Origin of the sequence: Amycolatopsis sp. 195334CR, from assembly GCF_017309385.1 — a bacterium.
GTDB lineage: Bacteria > Actinomycetota > Actinomycetes > Mycobacteriales > Pseudonocardiaceae > Amycolatopsis.
In genome coordinates this window covers 447592-462581 of record NZ_JAFJMJ010000002.1, presented here as the reverse complement: position 1 = coordinate 462581, position 14990 = coordinate 447592, and the positions used below count along the sequence as shown (strand labels likewise).

General features: G+C 72.4%; 14 protein-coding genes. 8 read left to right on the top strand and 6 right to left on the bottom strand.

What is annotated here, in order from left to right; translation table 11 throughout:
• Window positions 1–24: 24 nt before the first annotated feature.
• Window positions 25–414, top strand: coding sequence for a VOC family protein (locus tag JYK18_RS24960; protein WP_206805488.1), 390 nt, complete (start codon window positions 25–27; stop codon window positions 412–414).
• Here JYK18_RS24960 and JYK18_RS24955 read toward each other — a convergent pair.
• Window positions 398–2761 carry a cation-translocating P-type ATPase gene (locus JYK18_RS24955; protein ID WP_206805477.1) on the bottom strand — a complete coding sequence of 788 codons (2364 nt, stop codon included), beginning with the start codon at window positions 2759–2761 and terminating at the stop codon, window positions 398–400. The genes JYK18_RS24960 and JYK18_RS24955 overlap by 17 nt on opposite strands.
• Before the next feature lie 90 nt (window positions 2762–2851).
• Between JYK18_RS24955 and JYK18_RS24950 the strand changes: the two genes are divergently transcribed.
• Window positions 2852–5491 (top strand): FtsK/SpoIIIE domain-containing protein, encoded by a 2640-nt coding sequence (locus JYK18_RS24950; protein ID WP_206805475.1) that lies wholly within the window; start codon window positions 2852–2854, stop codon window positions 5489–5491.
• A 12-nt stretch (window positions 5492–5503) separates the two neighbouring features.
• Here JYK18_RS24950 and JYK18_RS24945 read toward each other — a convergent pair whose 3' ends face one another.
• Entirely contained in the window at window positions 5504–6655 is a 1152-nt protein-coding gene (locus JYK18_RS24945; RefSeq protein ID WP_307796045.1) for an FAD-dependent oxidoreductase, read from the bottom strand.
• Window positions 6656–6756: 101 nt separating this feature from the next.
• On the opposite strand from JYK18_RS24945, the gene JYK18_RS24940 reads away from it, so the two are divergent.
• Together JYK18_RS24940 and JYK18_RS24935 are read left to right on the top strand one after the other, a co-directional pair.
• Window positions 6757–7353, top strand: coding sequence for a TetR/AcrR family transcriptional regulator (locus JYK18_RS24940; protein WP_206805471.1), 597 nt, complete (start codon window positions 6757–6759; stop codon window positions 7351–7353).
• A 40-nt stretch (window positions 7354–7393) separates the two neighbouring features.
• A complete protein-coding gene (locus JYK18_RS24935; RefSeq protein ID WP_206805469.1) occupies window positions 7394–8530 on the top strand; it encodes an FAD-dependent monooxygenase in 1137 nt (378 codons plus the stop codon).
• Here JYK18_RS24935 and JYK18_RS24930 read toward each other — a convergent pair.
• Both JYK18_RS24930 and JYK18_RS24925 read right to left on the bottom strand, forming a co-directional pair.
• On the bottom strand, window positions 8507–9529 hold the full coding sequence (locus JYK18_RS24930; RefSeq protein ID WP_206805459.1) for a zinc-binding dehydrogenase: 1023 nt from the start codon (window positions 9527–9529) through the stop codon (window positions 8507–8509). The genes JYK18_RS24935 and JYK18_RS24930 overlap by 24 nt on opposite strands.
• Window positions 9522–9689 (bottom strand): hypothetical protein, encoded by a 168-nt coding sequence (locus JYK18_RS24925; protein WP_206805452.1) that lies wholly within the window; start codon window positions 9687–9689, stop codon window positions 9522–9524. The genes JYK18_RS24930 and JYK18_RS24925 overlap by 8 nt, the downstream gene beginning before the upstream one ends.
• A gap of 92 nt (window positions 9690–9781) precedes the next feature.
• On the opposite strand from JYK18_RS24925, the gene JYK18_RS24920 reads away from it, so the two are divergent.
• The gene (locus JYK18_RS24920) at window positions 9782–10366 is read left to right on the top strand and encodes a TetR/AcrR family transcriptional regulator (RefSeq protein ID WP_206805450.1); all 585 of its coding nucleotides are present in this window, start codon (window positions 9782–9784) and stop codon (window positions 10364–10366) included.
• Between the two features lie 12 nt (window positions 10367–10378).
• On the top strand, window positions 10379–11356 hold the full coding sequence (locus tag JYK18_RS24915; RefSeq protein WP_206805449.1) for a patatin family protein: 978 nt from the start codon (window positions 10379–10381) through the stop codon (window positions 11354–11356).
• A gap of 105 nt (window positions 11357–11461) precedes the next feature.
• Here the strand turns inward: JYK18_RS24915 and JYK18_RS24910 are convergent, their stop codons facing one another.
• Entirely contained in the window at window positions 11462–11944 is a 483-nt protein-coding gene (locus JYK18_RS24910) for an RICIN domain-containing protein (RefSeq protein ID WP_206805438.1), read from the bottom strand.
• 138 nt (window positions 11945–12082) lie between these two features.
• Here JYK18_RS24910 and JYK18_RS24905 point away from each other — a divergent pair, with 138 nt between their 5' ends.
• Complete coding sequence (locus JYK18_RS24905; protein WP_307796044.1) at window positions 12083–13108, top strand: helix-turn-helix transcriptional regulator; 1026 nt, start codon at window positions 12083–12085, stop codon at window positions 13106–13108.
• On the opposite strand, the gene JYK18_RS24900 is transcribed toward JYK18_RS24905, so the two are convergent.
• Window positions 13089–13964, bottom strand: a complete 876-nt coding sequence (locus tag JYK18_RS24900; protein WP_242582699.1) for a DMT family transporter — start codon at window positions 13962–13964, stop codon at window positions 13089–13091. The two genes, JYK18_RS24905 and JYK18_RS24900, sit on opposite strands and share 20 nt — an antisense overlap.
• A gap of 145 nt (window positions 13965–14109) precedes the next feature.
• Between JYK18_RS24900 and JYK18_RS24895 the strand changes: the two genes are divergently transcribed.
• Window positions 14110–14988: a LysR family transcriptional regulator gene (locus JYK18_RS24895; protein WP_206805431.1), complete on the top strand. Its 879-nt coding sequence runs from the start codon at window positions 14110–14112 to the stop codon at window positions 14986–14988.
• Window positions 14989–14990: the final 2 nt, after the last annotated feature.

Sequence of the window (14990 nt, the reverse complement as noted above, 5' to 3'; positions counted from 1 at the left end):
ATCGGGCGTCCCTAGGCTTCTGGCATGACCGTGAAACTGCAGGTGAGCACCATCATGTTGGGCGTCAGGGACGTCGACAAGGCCAAGGCGTTCTACGCGGACGGGCTCGGCTGCGAGATCAAACAGGACCACCCCGGCTTCGTCACGTGTGCGATCGGGACCCAGGACCTCGCGCTCTACGAATGGGACGCCGCCGCCGCGGACGCCGGCGTGTCACCCGAGGGCTCCGGCTTCCGCGGCTCCTCGTACCACTTCATCACCGACTCCCGCGCCGCCGTCGACGAGGTGATGGAGGCCGCGAAGGCCGCGGGCGCGACCGTCGTCAAACCCGCCGAGGCCGTCGAATGGGGTGGCTACTCCGGCTACTTCGCCGACCCCGACGGTTACCTCTGGAAGATCACGACGGCGGCCTGACCACGAACCGGCCCGCCCACCAGGCGATCTCCACCAGCACGATGCCGGCCGCGGCGCAGGCGAACGCGGTCAGCGTGGCCCCGGTGTTCGTCGGGTCCAGCTGGAAGATCTCCCTGGTGAACGGGACCAGGAACATCAGCGCCGACGCCCCCGCCATCACCACCAGCAGCAGGACCTTCCACCACTGGTACGGGCGCGCCACGATGGCCAGCACCCACAGCGCGATCACCATCAGCGTGATCAGCGCCGTGGTGCTGGCCTGCACCTGCTCGGCCGGGCTGCCGGTGGCCCCGGGATAGGTGAGCACGTAGGCCACGAACGAGGCCACCGCGATGATCACCCCGGCCGGCACCGCCATCCGCATCACCCTCGGCACGAAACCGCTGCGCGCCCGTTCGTTGTTCGGCGCCAGCGACAGCACGAACGCGGGCAGGCCGATGGTGAACCAGCCGGTGATGGTGACGTGCCGCGGCAGGAACGGGTACGGCAGCGCGTCGAGCCCGATCAGCCCCGGCACGCCCACCATCAGCGCCAGCAGCACCGAGTACACCGTCTTGGTGAGGAACAGGTTCGCCACCCGCTCGATGTTGCCGATCACCCGGCGGCCCTCGGCCACCACATGCGGCAGGGTGGCGAACTTGTTGTCCAGCAACACGATCTGCGCCACCGAACGGGTGGCCGGGCTGCCCGCGCCCATGGCCACGCCGATGTCGGCGTCCTTGAGCGCCAGCACGTCGTTGACCCCGTCGCCGGTCATCGCCACGGTGTGCCCGCCGGACTGCAGCGCGCCGACCATCGCGCGCTTCTGCGCCGGGGTCACCCGGCCGAACACCGACCCCCGCTCGAGTTCCGCGGTCAGCCGCTCCCGGTCCTCGGGCAGCGAACGCGCGTCGGTGGGTGAGGTGGCGTTGGGCAGCCCGAGCGAGGCGGCCACCGCGCCGACCGAGGCCGCGTTGTCCCCGGAGATCACCTTCACCGTCACCTGCTGACCGGCGAAGTAGTCCAAAGTGTCCTTGGCGTCCGGCCGGATCTTCTGCTCCAGCACGACGAGCGCGACCGGTTCCACCGCACCCGGCGCGCCCGCGCGGTCCACCGCGCCCTCCGCCCGCGCCAGCAGCAACACGCGCAGACCGCCCGAGCCCGCGCGATCGGCTTCGGCGCGTACTTCGTCATCGGCGGCGAGCAGGACGTCCGGTGCGCCGAGCACCCAGTCCCCGTGTTCGCCGAACGACGCGCCACTCCACTTGCGGGCCGAGGAGAACGGGGCGATGGCCGTCACCGGCCAGCCGGGGGAGGTGGGATGGGCCTCGGCGATGGCCGCCAGGCTCGCGTTCGGGCGCGGGTCGGTGGCCGCCAGCGCCGCCAGCACCCCGGACACGTCGCCGTGCTCCCCGACGGGACGGACTTCGGCCAGCCGCATGGCGTTCTCGGTCAGCGTGCCGGTTTTGTCCGCGCACACCACGTCCACCCTGGCCAGGCCCTCGATCGCGGGCAGCTCGTTGACCAGGCACTGCCGCTTGCCCAGGCGCACCACCCCGACCGCGAAGGCGATCGAGGTGAGCAGGACCAGCCCCTCCGGCACCATCGGCACCAGCGCGGCGACCATGCCGCGCAACGCCTCCGGCAGTTCCTGGTCGCCGGAGAGCTGGTTGTAGATGGACAGCGCGCCCGCCGGGATGAGCAGGTAGGTGATGAACTTGAGGATCTTGTTGATGCCGTTGCGCAGTTCGGAGTCGACCAGGGTGAACTTGCCCGCCTCCTCGGCCAGGCGCGCGGCGTAGGCGGCGCGGCCGACCTTGGTCGCGCGGTAGAGGCCGGAGCCCGCCACCACGAAGCTGCCGGAGAGCACCTGCTCCCCCGCCTCCTTCACCACCGGGTCGGACTCGCCGGTGAGCATCGACTCGTCGACCTCCAGCGCCTCACCGGAGAGCACCTCACCGTCGACGACGATCTGGTCGCCGGGCCCCATCTCGATCACGTCGTCGGCGACCACCTGGTTCGGCGCCAGTTCCACGCTCTCGCCGTCCCGGCGCACCCGCGGCCGCGCCTGCCCGACGATGGACAGCCGGTCCAGCGTCCGCTTGGCCCGCAGTTCCTGGATGATGCCGATCACGCTGTTCGCCACGATCAGCCCGCCGAACAGCCCGTCGAGCAGGTAGCCGGTGGACATGATGATGACGAACAACACGCCGAAGATGGCGTTGATCCGGGTGAACACGTTGGCGCGCACGATGTCCCACGCGCTCCGGCTGGCACGCGCCGGTACGTCGTTGGACCGCCCCTGCGCGACGCGCTCCTCGACCTCGGCCCTGCTGAGTCCCGCCGCTACGGCTTGATCGACCACCACGCCGCGACCCTACCCACGCCGGAGCGCGGAGGCGGGCGGCCCGCGACGGTTTCACCCCACCAGGAGTGACACGTCCAATATCGTCGTCACATGAATGACGACGCGCGGTGGGGCTGCGGCCCGATGGACGGCTGCGCCAGCACACTGGACCCGCACACGCGCTGGCTCGCCGACCCCGGACCGGACCTGCTGCGCGTCCCGGTCGGCCACGGTCCCGTGTCCGCCGATCTGGCCGGGCACCTGGTGATCAGCGGTCCCGGCGGTACCGCGCTGTCGCGGTCCGCGCAGGCCTGGCTGGCGGACAACTACTCGCCGGACTCGGTGCAGTTCTTCGTCGCCTCCCCGGGACACGAGCTGATCGCCGCACCGCACGTGGGCACCGCGTTGCTCGGACCCGACCTCACCCGGGCAGTGCGGGCGATCGACGACGAGCTGTGGCGCCGGAGCAGGCTGAGCGAACCCGACCCCGCGCTCGTGCTGGTCTTCGAGGAGGCCGACGCGACGGTCGCCGCGGTGCCGGGCCTGCTCGACGTGCTCCACCGGGTCGCCCGCGAGGGCGCGCCGCTGCGAATGCACCTGCTCCTCACCACCACCGACCCGGCGAGCCTGAGCACCCTGCCCGCGCAGCGGCTCTCGCTGGACGGGCGAGGCCGCGGTGTGCTCGGGGCGGCGGAGTTCGAGGTGGCGGCCCTGTCGCCCGAGCAGATCGCCGAGATCTCGTACTCCTTCCTCCACTACTGGCATCCGGTGCGGTCGCTGCTCGACCCGCCGGACGGGCTGACCTACGAACGCCTGCTGGTGCACGAACAGCCCGCGAACGGCGAGATCCTGCTCGGCGTGACCCAGTCGACCACGCTGAAGTTCGACTTCGGCACGCTCTCGCACGTGATCCTGCGGGGCGCGGTCGAACAGGTGCGGCACACCCTCCTGCGGCGGATCGCCGATGTCTACGGCCCGGCCGGAGCGGTGCTGGTCGGCGCCGACGAGCTGGACCGCGTCAAGCCGATCCTGCTGGCGCGCCTGCGGAACCGGACGTCCTGGCAGGGCCCCGAACTGTTCCTCGTGGTCGAAGACGCCGACCGGCTGCTGGAACTGGCGGACCTGCTGCGGCACGGCTCGTCGATCGGGGTCCACGTGATCGCCTCGACCGGGGACCACCCGCTGCTGCGCGAACTGCCGGAAGACGACCGGCTGGAGCTCCGGGCGAACCCCGGCGGCCGCGCCGAATACCGCGTCGGGAGCAACCGCGGCCAGGCCCAGATCGCGCTGGACGTCACCGAGCCGGTCGGCGAACTCGGTTCGCTGCGCGACCTGCCGCGGCCGCCCGCCCGGGAACTGACCGCGGTGCTCGGCCGGACCGGCATCGCCGACGCGGTCCGGCTCGATGTCACCACGCACACCTGGTGCGCGGGGTACGTCGGGTCGGGCAAGACCACCGTGCTGCGGCGGATCGCGGTCAGCCTGGCGACCAGGTACCCGCCGGAAACCGTGCAGTTGCTGGTGGCCGAGTACGACGCCGGTTCGCTGGCCGGCCTGGCCGCGTTGCCGAACACCGCCGCGTACCTGAGCCTGGGCGAAGTCCCGGACATGCGCCGGTTCCAGGCCCTGCTCGACGACGAGCTCCGGCGGCGGCTGCGGCTCGAAGCGGACGGACTGCTGGCCGGGGCACCGCAACTGGTCGTGCTCGCCGACGGGCCGCGGTTCGTCCACGCGGCACTGCCCGCGTTCGGCAAGACGCTGCGCCAGGTGGTCGCACTGGGCAAGCGACTCGGCATGTCGCTGGTGGTGACCGACCGGTTCGACGGCTCCGGCGAACCCGACTTCGCCGCGCTGGAGCAGGCGATCACCACGCGCATCGCGCTGCAGGCGCTGAGCGAGGAGCAACTCGCGCGCTACCTGCATGTATCGACGCCGCCGAGGATGGCGTACACGATCTACGGCCAGGCCTACCTGCGCGTCGGTGAGGGGGAGCCGCGGCTGTTCCGCTTCCAGCCGGTGTCCCCCGACGAGTTCGCCGAAGCCGCGTCACGGGTGCGCGGTCCGGCGGTGCGCGCCCTGCCGCTGAGCCCGCCGCCGGGCGTGTTCGGCTACGACGAACTCGAGCGGCAGGGCGACTGCGCCGGCCTGCCGCTCGGGACGTCGGGCAGCGGGCCGGTGGGCGTGGACATCGAGCAGCACCAACACCTCCTGGTCCTGGGCGAACCCCGCACCGGGCGGTCGACGGTGCTGCGCACCCTGTTGCGCGGCATCGCGCGGCGGTACACCGCTTCGGACTGCTTGGTCGTGCTGTTGCGGGACCTGGAAACCCGCGATGTGCTCCCAGCCGAGTACGTCGCCGGGTCGACCTGCTTCGAAGATCCCGGCGAAGTGGTCACCGACCTACTCGGCGGCCTGCGGCGCCGGATCGGGAACGCCTGGAGCGGGCCGCGGTTGTTCGTGGTCATCGACGACCTGGACCGGTATTCCGCCCAGGAGGACCCGCTGGCCGCGATGCGCGAGGTGCTGCCGCACGCCCGGGAAGTCGGCCTGCACCTCCTCGTCGCCGGGAGCGGTGGCATCGTCATGCGCCCCGAGGTCGCCGACCTGATGGACCTGGGGGCACCACGCCTGTTCCTGGACGAGGCCCCCCACCCCGGCACGGCCGTCGGCGAACTGCCCCCGATCCCAGCGGTCGGCCGCGGTGAGCTGCTGCCGTGGAAGCAGCCCGTCCGCCTGCCTTGGACGCGGTAGACGAACTCGCCTTCAGCGGTTCGCCCGTTCGATCGACCGCCGGATCAGGGTGCTGACGCCGGGGAGCCGGATCGCCCGCATCATCAGGTCGCGGCCCCAGATCTCCGCCTTGCCGGACGGGACGAACTGGCTGATCCCCTTGCGCGCCAGTGCCTGCCGCTTGGTGACCTCGGCGCGCAGGCCCGCCTCCCACGCGGCCAGCGCGGCGGGCACCTCGGCGTGTTCATCCAAAGTGGACCCCAGCCGGTCGGCGCCGGCGAGGGCGAGCGCAGCGCCGTAACCGGCGAACAAGGTCACGCACCAGGCGGAATCACCGAGCAGCACGACCCGCCCGCGGTGCCACTGGTCCATCACCACCTGGCACACGGAATCGAAGTAGGCGTTCTCGTCGAGCTGCCGGAGCGCGCCGGGCACACCGCCGCCCAGGTCGCCGAACGCGCGGGACAGCGCGGCCGCCGGTCCCAGCGCCAGCTCGGCCTCGGAATCCTCGGCGCGGTAGGTGAAGAAGGCCGACGACCGGTCCGGCCCGAGGTTCAGCACCGCCGCCGTGCGACCAGGGCCGATGAACGTGGTCCCCGCGCCGGGCGGCACGTCCACCGGCACCTCGGCCAGCGGGAACGCGCCGACCACGTGCCCCAGATCCACCTCGAAGTCCGTGCCGAAGACGAGTTCGCGAACCCGGGAGTGCAGGCCGTCCGCGCCGACGAGCAGGTCCGCCGATTCGGTCGTGCCGTCGCTCAGCGACACCCGCACCTGGTGCTCGTCCTGGGTGATCCCGGTGACCGTGGTGCCGAACCGGATCTCGACGGTGTCGCGGACCTGCTCGTACAGCACGGATTCCAGGTCGCCGCGGAACACCGTGAGCATCCGCGGCCCCACCGCGGCCTGCGCCACCGCGGCCGGCACGGTGAACTTCTTGCGCCCGTCCGCCTTGACCAGGATCGAGGTGAACGCGCCGAGGTCGCGCTCGGCCAGCGCGGGCCCCAGCCCCAGTGCCTCGGCCGCGTCGTAGCCGATGCCCGCCAGGTTCACCATGTACCCGCTGCTGCGGCGGCCGGGGGCGCGCTCCACCACGAGCACGTCCCGGCCGTCCCGGTGCAGCCTCAACGCCGCCGCCAGCCCGGCGATCCCCGCTCCGACGACCACCACTCGCCCGTTCTCCACCACTGTTCTCCCGCATGCCGTCCGAGGTATGAGCATGTGCTCAAACGCAGTATGAGCACTTGCTCATTGTGGGCGCAACCCCGGTGGTTAGACTGGTCCGCGTGCCCAGAGGCGTTGCCATTCCCGAGGTCAGGCAGCAGCTGTTCGCCGTGGTCGAGCAGGTGGTGGTCCGCGACGGCCCGGGCAAGCTCAGCGGCCGGGCGATCACCGGCGAGGCCGGGGTGGCCACCGGCCTGCTGTACGCGCACTTCACCGACTTCGACGGTTTCCTGGCCGCCTACGCCGTCGACCGGAGCTTCCTGATTTCCGCCGCGGCGGCCGCGCTGCCCGAGCGGGCCGGCACGGGCTCGGTCTCGGGGAACGTGGCCGACGCCCTGCTGTCGACCCCGCCGACGACCCTGCTCGCCCTGACCCGGCTCATCGTGGCCCGGCCGCAGCTGCCGGACCTCGTCCGCGCGGTCCTCGGTGACCGGACGGCGGGACTCGAAGCCGTCGAGAACGCCGCGGGTGCCTATCTCGCCGAGGAACAACGCCTCGGCAGGCTCACCGCGGGGGCGGACCCGGGCGCACTGGCGCTCGCGGCGGTCGGTGTGCTGCAACGCATCACGCTCGACGCCGCCACGGACACCGAAGCCCGAGTCCGCGCGACCGTCACCGCCTTGCTGGATCCGGTCACCACCGCCACCCCGCTCGGTTAGAGTCGGCTCCGGCGGGAGTGAACGGAGGGACACCGGGCACATGACCGGGAAAGCTGTTGTCGTCGGCGGGGGAATCGGCGGCATGGCCGCCGCGCTCGGGCTCCGGCGCGTGGGCTGGGACGTGACCGTCGTCGAGCGCGCCGCCGAACTGGCCGACGTGGGCGCTGGAATCTCCTTGCACCTCAACGGGTTGCGCGCGCTGGACGAGCTCGGCGCCGGCGCGGCGGTGCGGGCGGCGGGCTGGCAGCAGCGCGCCACATCCACGCTCACCCCTGCCGGGAAGGTGCTCGCACGCCTGACCGTGACCGATCCGGACTACATGCCGCTCGGCCTTCCCCGCGCCGCATTGCATCGCGCGCTTCGGGACGCGCTTCCCGCCGACGCACTGCGCATCGGCGCCGAGGTGTCCTCTGTGGACACATCCGGTTCGGTGAAGCTGGCCGACGAAGTCCTCGACGCCGATGTGATCGTTGCCGCCGACGGGGTGCACAGCCGCCTGCGCGCGCAGTTGTTCCCCGGCCACCCGGGCGCGGTCTACAGCGGCTCGACCGTGTTGCGCGCGATCACCGCACAGCCCGTCGAGCTGGCCAGCGACTTCGAACTGACCTGGGGCCGCGGCGCGGAGTTCGGCCACATCGTGTTCGCCGACGGCCTGACCGAGTGGCACGCCGTGCTCACCGAACCCGCCGGGACCCGTTTCACCGACCCGATCGCCGAACTGCGGCGGCGGTTCGACGGCTGGCACGAGCCGATCTCCGCGTTCCTGGCCGCGACCGACCCGGAAACCGTGCTGCACCACGACATCCACGAGATCAGCACGCCGTTGCCGAGCTACCGGGCCGGTCGTGTGGTCCTGCTCGGCGACGCCGCCCACGCGATGGTGCCGAACCTGGGTCAGGGCGCGTGCCAGGCCTTGGAGGACGCGGTCGTGCTCGCCGCCGCGCTCGCCGAATCCCCGGACGTCGACGCCGCATTGGACCGTTACGACGCGGAACGCCGTCCCCGCAGCCAGGCCATCGCCCGCGCCGCGAGGCAGGCGAGCCGGATGGGCCAGCAACTGACGCACCCGGTGGGGGTAGCCCTGCGCAACACTGCTTTGCGCCTGGTGCCACCGGGATTGAGCGCACGCGCGGTCATGCGGTACGCGGCGTGGTCACCCCCCGCCCTGCGGACCTGACCGGACGAACACCGGTTTCAGGTGGCGCTCGGGCAGGGCTTCGGGCAGTTGTTCCCAGTCCAGCACGTCGGACACCACCCGGCGCGGGTCGACCTCGCCGGACCGGGCGAGGTCGAGCGCCCGCGGCAGGTGCGTCCGGACGTTGTCGCGGGCGATGCGCAGCGAGACCCCGGTCAGGTACATCTCCAGCAGCGGCAACTCGCCCGGCCGGAAGTGGTTGCCCGCGCTTTCGCAGAACCCTTCCGGCACCAGTGATCGCAGCGCCAGCGCGAGCTGGTCGACCCGGCCGGTGGACTCGACGGCCAGCTCGAAGCCGTGGTGAATCGGTTCGATCGCCTCGGCGGTGCGCGCGCCGTAGGTCTCGGCGAGCGCGCGGTGCGCCGGGTCCGGGTCGACGTAGAGCACGTCCCCCGCGCCCAGCGCGCGGGCGATGTCGCAGACGTAGAGCCCGATGCTGCCGCGGGCGACGACCAGCACCCGCGCGCCCGGCTTCTCGCGCAGGTGCGGGGCGACCAGCCGCCACGCCAGCGACCAGTTGTCGCTCGCCGAGGCCATCGCCACCGGGTCGAGCCCGGCGGGCAGCGGCACCAGCATCGCGTCCGCCCAGGGCACCCGGACCAGGTCCGAGAACAACCCGCCCCAGCTCCCGCCGATGGGGGCGCCGAACATCGCCATGTGCGGGACCGCGGTGCAGTGCGCGGTCAGCCCGGCGCGGCAGCGGTCGCAGGCACCGCAGCTGATCGCCCACGGCACGACGACCAGGTCACCGGGTGCCACGTGCGTGATCGCGTCGCCGGTCTCCACCACCCGCGCCACGCATTCGTGCCCGATGGCGAAGGGCGGCGCGATCGGCCCGTGCCCGGCCAGGATCGCCGAATCGACATCGCACGGGGTCGCCGCGACCGGCGCCACCACGGCGTCGCGGTCCGACCGGAGCACCGGGTCGGGCACCTCGCGCCACTCGACGGTCCGCTTGGCGACGTAGGTCAGTTCACGCATCGGCCCGGGCCCCCTGGGCCGGCGTGACCAGATCGGCGTAGCGGAGGAGGGCCCCACCGGCGCCCCAGGTGCCTTCGGGCTGCTCGTGGACGAGGACCCACACCCGCGAGGCGTCGGTGTCGGTCAGCCCGCCCGGGGCGGTCAACTGGATCATCGGCATCGGGGCCTCCGCTCGTCGGCACGTTATAGCGATCGCTATAACGTCAGCTGACGGTACTCTATGACGGTCGCTATAATCAAGGAAGGGCCCGCATGACCGAGTCGACCTCGCCCACCCGGCACCAGCTCGTCGCCGGAGCGGCCGACATGATGCGCCGCCGCGGGCTCAACGCGACCAGCGTCCGCGAGGTCGCCAAGCACTCACGGACACCGCAGGGCTCGACCTACCACTACTTCCCCGGCGGCAAGCAGCAGCTGGCCACCGAAGCGGTCCGCTTCGCCGGGGACAGCGTGGCCGGGATCCTCGCCGCGAAGCTCGAAGCCGGACCCGTCGCCGGGCTGCGCGCCTTTTTCCAGCTGTGGCGCGAAATCCTCACCAGCACCGACTTCCAGGCGGGCTGCCCGGTGCTCGCCGCCGCCGTCGAGGCGCCACCGGACGGGGAACGCCCCGAGGTCCTCGACGCCGCGACCGCCGCGTTCACCGGCTGGGAAACGCAGCTCGCCGACTCGATGCGCCACCACGGGGCCGACGCCGACGCGGCCGGGAGTGTGGCCACCCTCATCGTCGCCGCGGCCGAGGGCGCGGTGGCCATGTGCCGTGCCCAGCACCACACCCGTCCGCTCGACCGCGTGGCCGCCGAACTCGAAATACTGGTGGGGAAGGCGATCGACGGTTGAGGGGACACTGGGGTGACGAACAGGAAATCCGGGCACCGGCTGCTGTCGGTGCTCGCCGAACGGGTGGCCGGGGGCAGCAGACCGGGTGCCCGCCGGGACGGGTACCGCGTGGCGCTGGCCATCGAGGGCGGCGGCATGCGCGGCACGGTGTCGGCGGGCATGGCGCTGGCGCTCCAGGAACTCGGGCTGCTGCCGGCGTTCGACGCGGTCTACGGCTCGTCGGCGGGCGCGATCTCCGGGGCGTGGCTGCTGTCCAGCCGGCCGGAAGGATTGCACGGCTGGACCGACCCGACCTTCGCGCGGGCGCTGATCCGCAAGCGCAACCTGCTGCGCGCCCGGCCGGTGGTCGACGTCGAGCAGCTCGTCGAAGTGGTGTACACCCAGCAGTTCCCGCTCGACTACAGCTCGGTGCTGGCGAACCCGATCGAGTTCCACCCGCTGGCCACCGACGTGGCCGACGGCGCTCCGGTGGACCTGCACGACCGGCTCACCGAGGAACGCGACCTGCGGCTCGCGCTGCGGGCGAGCGCGGCGATGCCGGTGCTCGCGGGACGGCCGGTGGCGATCGGCTCCGCGCTCTACTACGACGCCGGGGTGGCCGAGTCGATCCCGTTCCGGCAGGCGCTGCGCGACGGGGCCACGCACGTGCTGGTGCTGCGGTCGCGGCGCCGGGTGGACCGGGCGCCCGAACGGGAACGGCCGTCGCTCGCGTACCGGCTGGTGGCCCGGTTCGGCATGCGCCGCTACCGCGAGCTGAAGGCCGTGTTCCTCACCGGGGACGCCCAGCTCGCCGCCGCCGACCTGCTGCTCGCCCGGTACGACGCGGACGAGGACCACGAGGGTCCGGCCCTGCTGTCGATCCGGCCGTCCGACGCGTCACCGTGGATCAGCCGCCTCGAATCCAACGGCGGTGTGCTGCGCACCGCCTTCGAAGCGGGACGGGAAGCCGTGCTGCGCACCGGTTTGCTGGGCCCCCTGCCCAGTACCTAGTCGCCGCGTAGTCGGCGTTCCTCGTCCCGGTCGGCGCGGGTGAGGCGCTCGGCGGGCACCTCCGGGGCGATCCCGAAGGTGCCCGCCGGGGATCGGTCCCGGGCGTCACCCGATCTGCCACTGCTGGTCGGCGCCGCCGACGCACTCCCACATCACCACCGCCGCCCCGTTGTACCGGTTCCCGGCCGGGATGGTCAGGCACAGGTTGTTGGCGTTGCGCAGCTCGCTGCCGTGGAACGTCCACTGCTGCGGCGAGCCGCCGTGGCACACCCACTGGTTGAGCCCGGCGCCGGTGGCCCCGTTCCCGTCGTTGACGTCGAGGCACTTCCCGCTGTTGTCGTTGCGGTAGTCCAAACCGGATCTGGACCACCGCTGGTTGGGATTGCCGGTGCACGACCACATCGCCACCGCGCCACCGTCGCCCAGGTTGCCGCCGCGGACCTCGAGGCACTGGTTGCTCATCTTCGACACGAGCAGCACCCCGGCCTGCTCGGTCTGCCCGGCCGCCGACGCCGTGCCGAGGCCGGCCCCCGCCAGCACCAGCGCACCCAGGCTCGCACCGACGCGCTTCGCCGTGAATCCACGCATGTCCATCCCCTCTCCAGCTGTTCTGCTCTGTCCACTCCCACGATGGTCACGGCGTCACCGGCCGCACATCCCCAAAGCTCGGGGTTGCCCCTAAAGCGGTCTTGCGCTCACGAGCGCGAACGGGCCATGCTCGAGCACGTGAGCCGATCGGGGGGACGGCCGCTGCGGGAACTGGTCGCGGCAGCCGGGGGCGGGGCTACTTGGGTCGAGACGGGCGCGGCGCTTTCACAGGCACTCGCGGCCGCGGTGCCGCACGACGCCATGCGGCTGGCCGGCGCCGATCCGCGGCCCGACCTGGCCATCTGCTCGTTCTCCTTCTGGCACGGCTACGAAGCCGACTTCAGCCGGGCCCTGCTGCGCGGCTGCCACACCGGGAACGATCCGTACCAGTGGGCGGATCTCGCCTCTCGCCAGGTCCCCGCCGCCGTGGTCGGGCTGAACCCGGGGCGGGATCGGCGGCATCTGGCGGCGAGGCAGTTGTTCACCGGGCACGGCGTCGGCAGCGAGCTGCGCCTGCTGCTCCGGGACGCGCGTGGCGTGTGGGGCACGCTCGGCCTGCTTCGAGCCGAAGGCGGCAGGCAATTCGATGCGGACGACATCACCGCGGCGGCGCGGCTGACGCCGGCGCTGGTCGCGTTCCTGCGCGAGTACGTCACCGCCGTCCCGCTGTGCCCGGCCTCGCCGAGCCCGTCGCCGGGGGTGCTCCTCGTCGGGCCGGACCACGACGTCCGCGCGGCCACGGCGAACGCCGTCGAATGGCGGGCGTGCCTGGCCGACCGGCAGGCCGCACCGGCGTGGACCGGCAAGGCCTTCTTCGGCGGCCTGTCCGCCGCGACCCGCGCCGGGGCCACCCCGCTGGTGGTCGGCCCGCCTGCCTTCTACGGCCGGTGGATCGCCTGCCAGGCCGAACGCCTCGGCGAGGACGTGTCCGTGATCATCCAGGCGGCGACCGCCGCGCAGCTGCTGCCCGTGCTGTGCTCCTGGTACGGGCTCACCGCCCGCGAACGGCAGGTCGTCGAACAGCTCTGCGACGCGGCGGCCCCCAAGCAGATCGCCCGGCGGCTCGACCTGTCCGTGCACACCGTCAACGACCACCTCCGGGCCGTCTTCCGGAAAACCGGCGTGCACGGCCGGGACGAGCTGATCACCGCACTGAGTGGCTGACCGTGCGGCGGCGTGAGATGGCCACGCCTGCCAAGCAGATGACCCCGCCGAGCAGGCCGTAGATCGTCGGCACCTCGGCCAGCACGACCCACGACAGCAGCACCGACACCGCGGGCACCGCGTAGGTCGTGGCGCTGAGGCGACCGGCGTCCATCCGGCGCAGCGCGTAGGCCCACGCGGTGAACCCGATCGCGGTCGGGAACAGGCCGAGGTACACCACTCCGAGCACGGCACCGGCGGGCGCGGCACGCAGTTCGCCGATCAACTGCGGTGCCCACGGCAGCAGGGAAACCGTGGCGATCACGCAGCCGAGCCAGATCGCGGTCAGCCCGTCCACCGAGCGCAGGGTCAGCTTCTGCACCAGCACCCCGGCGGCGTACAGCAGCGCCGCCAGTACACAAAGGACAACGCCGAGCCAGTCGCGCTGCGAGTCCGCGCCCGCCGCGATCACCGCGACCCCGCCCATCGCCACCACCGAACCGATGAGCAGCGGCCGCGAATAGCCCTCCCCGAGCAGCTTCCCGGCCGCCACGGCGACCAGCAGCGGCGCGATGTTCACCAGCAGCGCCGCGGTGCCCGCGTCGACGTGGCGCTCGGCGGCGTTGAGCGCCACGGTGTACCCGGCCAGCCACAGCACCGCGTACACGGAGATCAGCAGCAGCGATTTGCGCTGGGGCAGCACGATGCGCGAGCGGCGGTGCCGGAAGGCCACCAGCACCGAGAGCGCGACGGCCGCGACGGCGAGCCGGGCCAGCGCCATCGGCGCGGGCGAAAGCGTGTGCCCGACGTCACGGATGGCCACGAACGCCGAGGCCCACAGCACCACGGTGAGCACCACCGCGGCGGCGGTCCTCAGGTTGCCGGGAGATCGGCCGGCTTGGGTTTCGGCGGCGACGGGGGCGGTCTGGAGTTCGGTCACCCCGCTATCGTCGCCAGCGGGTTTCGACAGCACAAGCGATTAGTTCTACACAATCGTTAAGTCACACTGTACAGTCGGCGGCATGCTGGACGTCCTCCGGCTCCGCGTCCTGCGGGCCGTCATCGCCACCGGCTCGATCCGGGCGAGCGCCACCGCGCTCGGCTACACCCCGTCCGCGGTGAGCCAGCAACTCGCCGCGCTGCAACGGGAAACCGGCCTGCGACTGTTCGAAAAGGCCGGTCGCGGCATCGAGCCGACCACGGCGGGCCGCACGCTCGCCGCCGAGGCGGAGACGCTGTTCGAGGCGCTGAGCCAGGTCGAGCAGGTGGTCGGCGACCTGCGGGCCGGACGGGTGGGCAGCCTGTCCATCGGCTACTTCGGCTCGGCGGGCGAGACCTGGCTCGCGCCGGTGGTGGCCACGCTGCGCGCCGAGTTCCCCGAACTGCGGTTGGACCTGCGGCTGACCGAGTTCAGCGGCGGCGATCCCGACGTGGACATCTTCGTCGAGGACAGCGCCGTCGAGCGGGCCGCCCACGTCGAGGTGCACCGGCTGGTCGACGACCCGTACCTGGCCGTGGTCCGCACCGACGACCCGCTGGCCGGCGCGGCCGAGGTCCCGCTCGCCGACCTGGCCGAACGCTCCTGGGTGGACAACGACCTGCGGCAGGGCGCCTGCCGCCAGATCCTGGTCACCGCCTGCGCCCAGGCCGGGTTCGCCCCGCGGTTCACCGTGGAGACCCACGACTACCGGACCGCGATCTCGTTCGTGGTCACGGGAATCGGCATCACGGTGATCCCGGAGCTGGGCATCCGCGAGCTGCCCGCCGGGCTGACCACGGTCCCGGTGGTCGCACCACGGCCGGTGCGGCACATCAGCGTCGCGGTGAAGAAGTCGGCGGTGGCGCACCCGGCCGCCGAACGCACCGTCGCGCTGCTGAAGTCCCTGATCGACGAAGGCTGACC

Bases quoted from the DNA above. Each gene is read 5' to 3' on its own strand.
- JYK18_RS24935 (WP_206805469.1), top strand. From the start codon at position 7,394: ATGACCGGGAAAGCTGTTGTCGTCGGCGGGGGAATCGGCGGCATGGCC.
- JYK18_RS24910 (WP_206805438.1), bottom strand. From the start codon at position 11,944: ATGCGTGGATTCACGGCGAAGCGCGTCGGTGCGAGCCTGGGTGCGCTG.
- JYK18_RS24950 (WP_206805475.1), top strand. From the start codon at position 2,852: ATGAATGACGACGCGCGGTGGGGCTGCGGCCCGATGGACGGCTGCGCC.
- JYK18_RS24930 (WP_206805459.1), bottom strand. From the start codon at position 9,529: ATGCGTGAACTGACCTACGTCGCCAAGCGGACCGTCGAGTGGCGCGAG.
- JYK18_RS24895 (WP_206805431.1), top strand. From the start codon at position 14,110: ATGCTGGACGTCCTCCGGCTCCGCGTCCTGCGGGCCGTCATCGCCACC.
- JYK18_RS24925 (WP_206805452.1), bottom strand. From the start codon at position 9,689: ATGCCGATGATCCAGTTGACCGCCCCGGGCGGGCTGACCGACACCGAC.
- JYK18_RS24920 (WP_206805450.1), top strand. From the start codon at position 9,782: ATGACCGAGTCGACCTCGCCCACCCGGCACCAGCTCGTCGCCGGAGCG.
- JYK18_RS24960 (WP_206805488.1), top strand. From the start codon at position 25: ATGACCGTGAAACTGCAGGTGAGCACCATCATGTTGGGCGTCAGGGAC.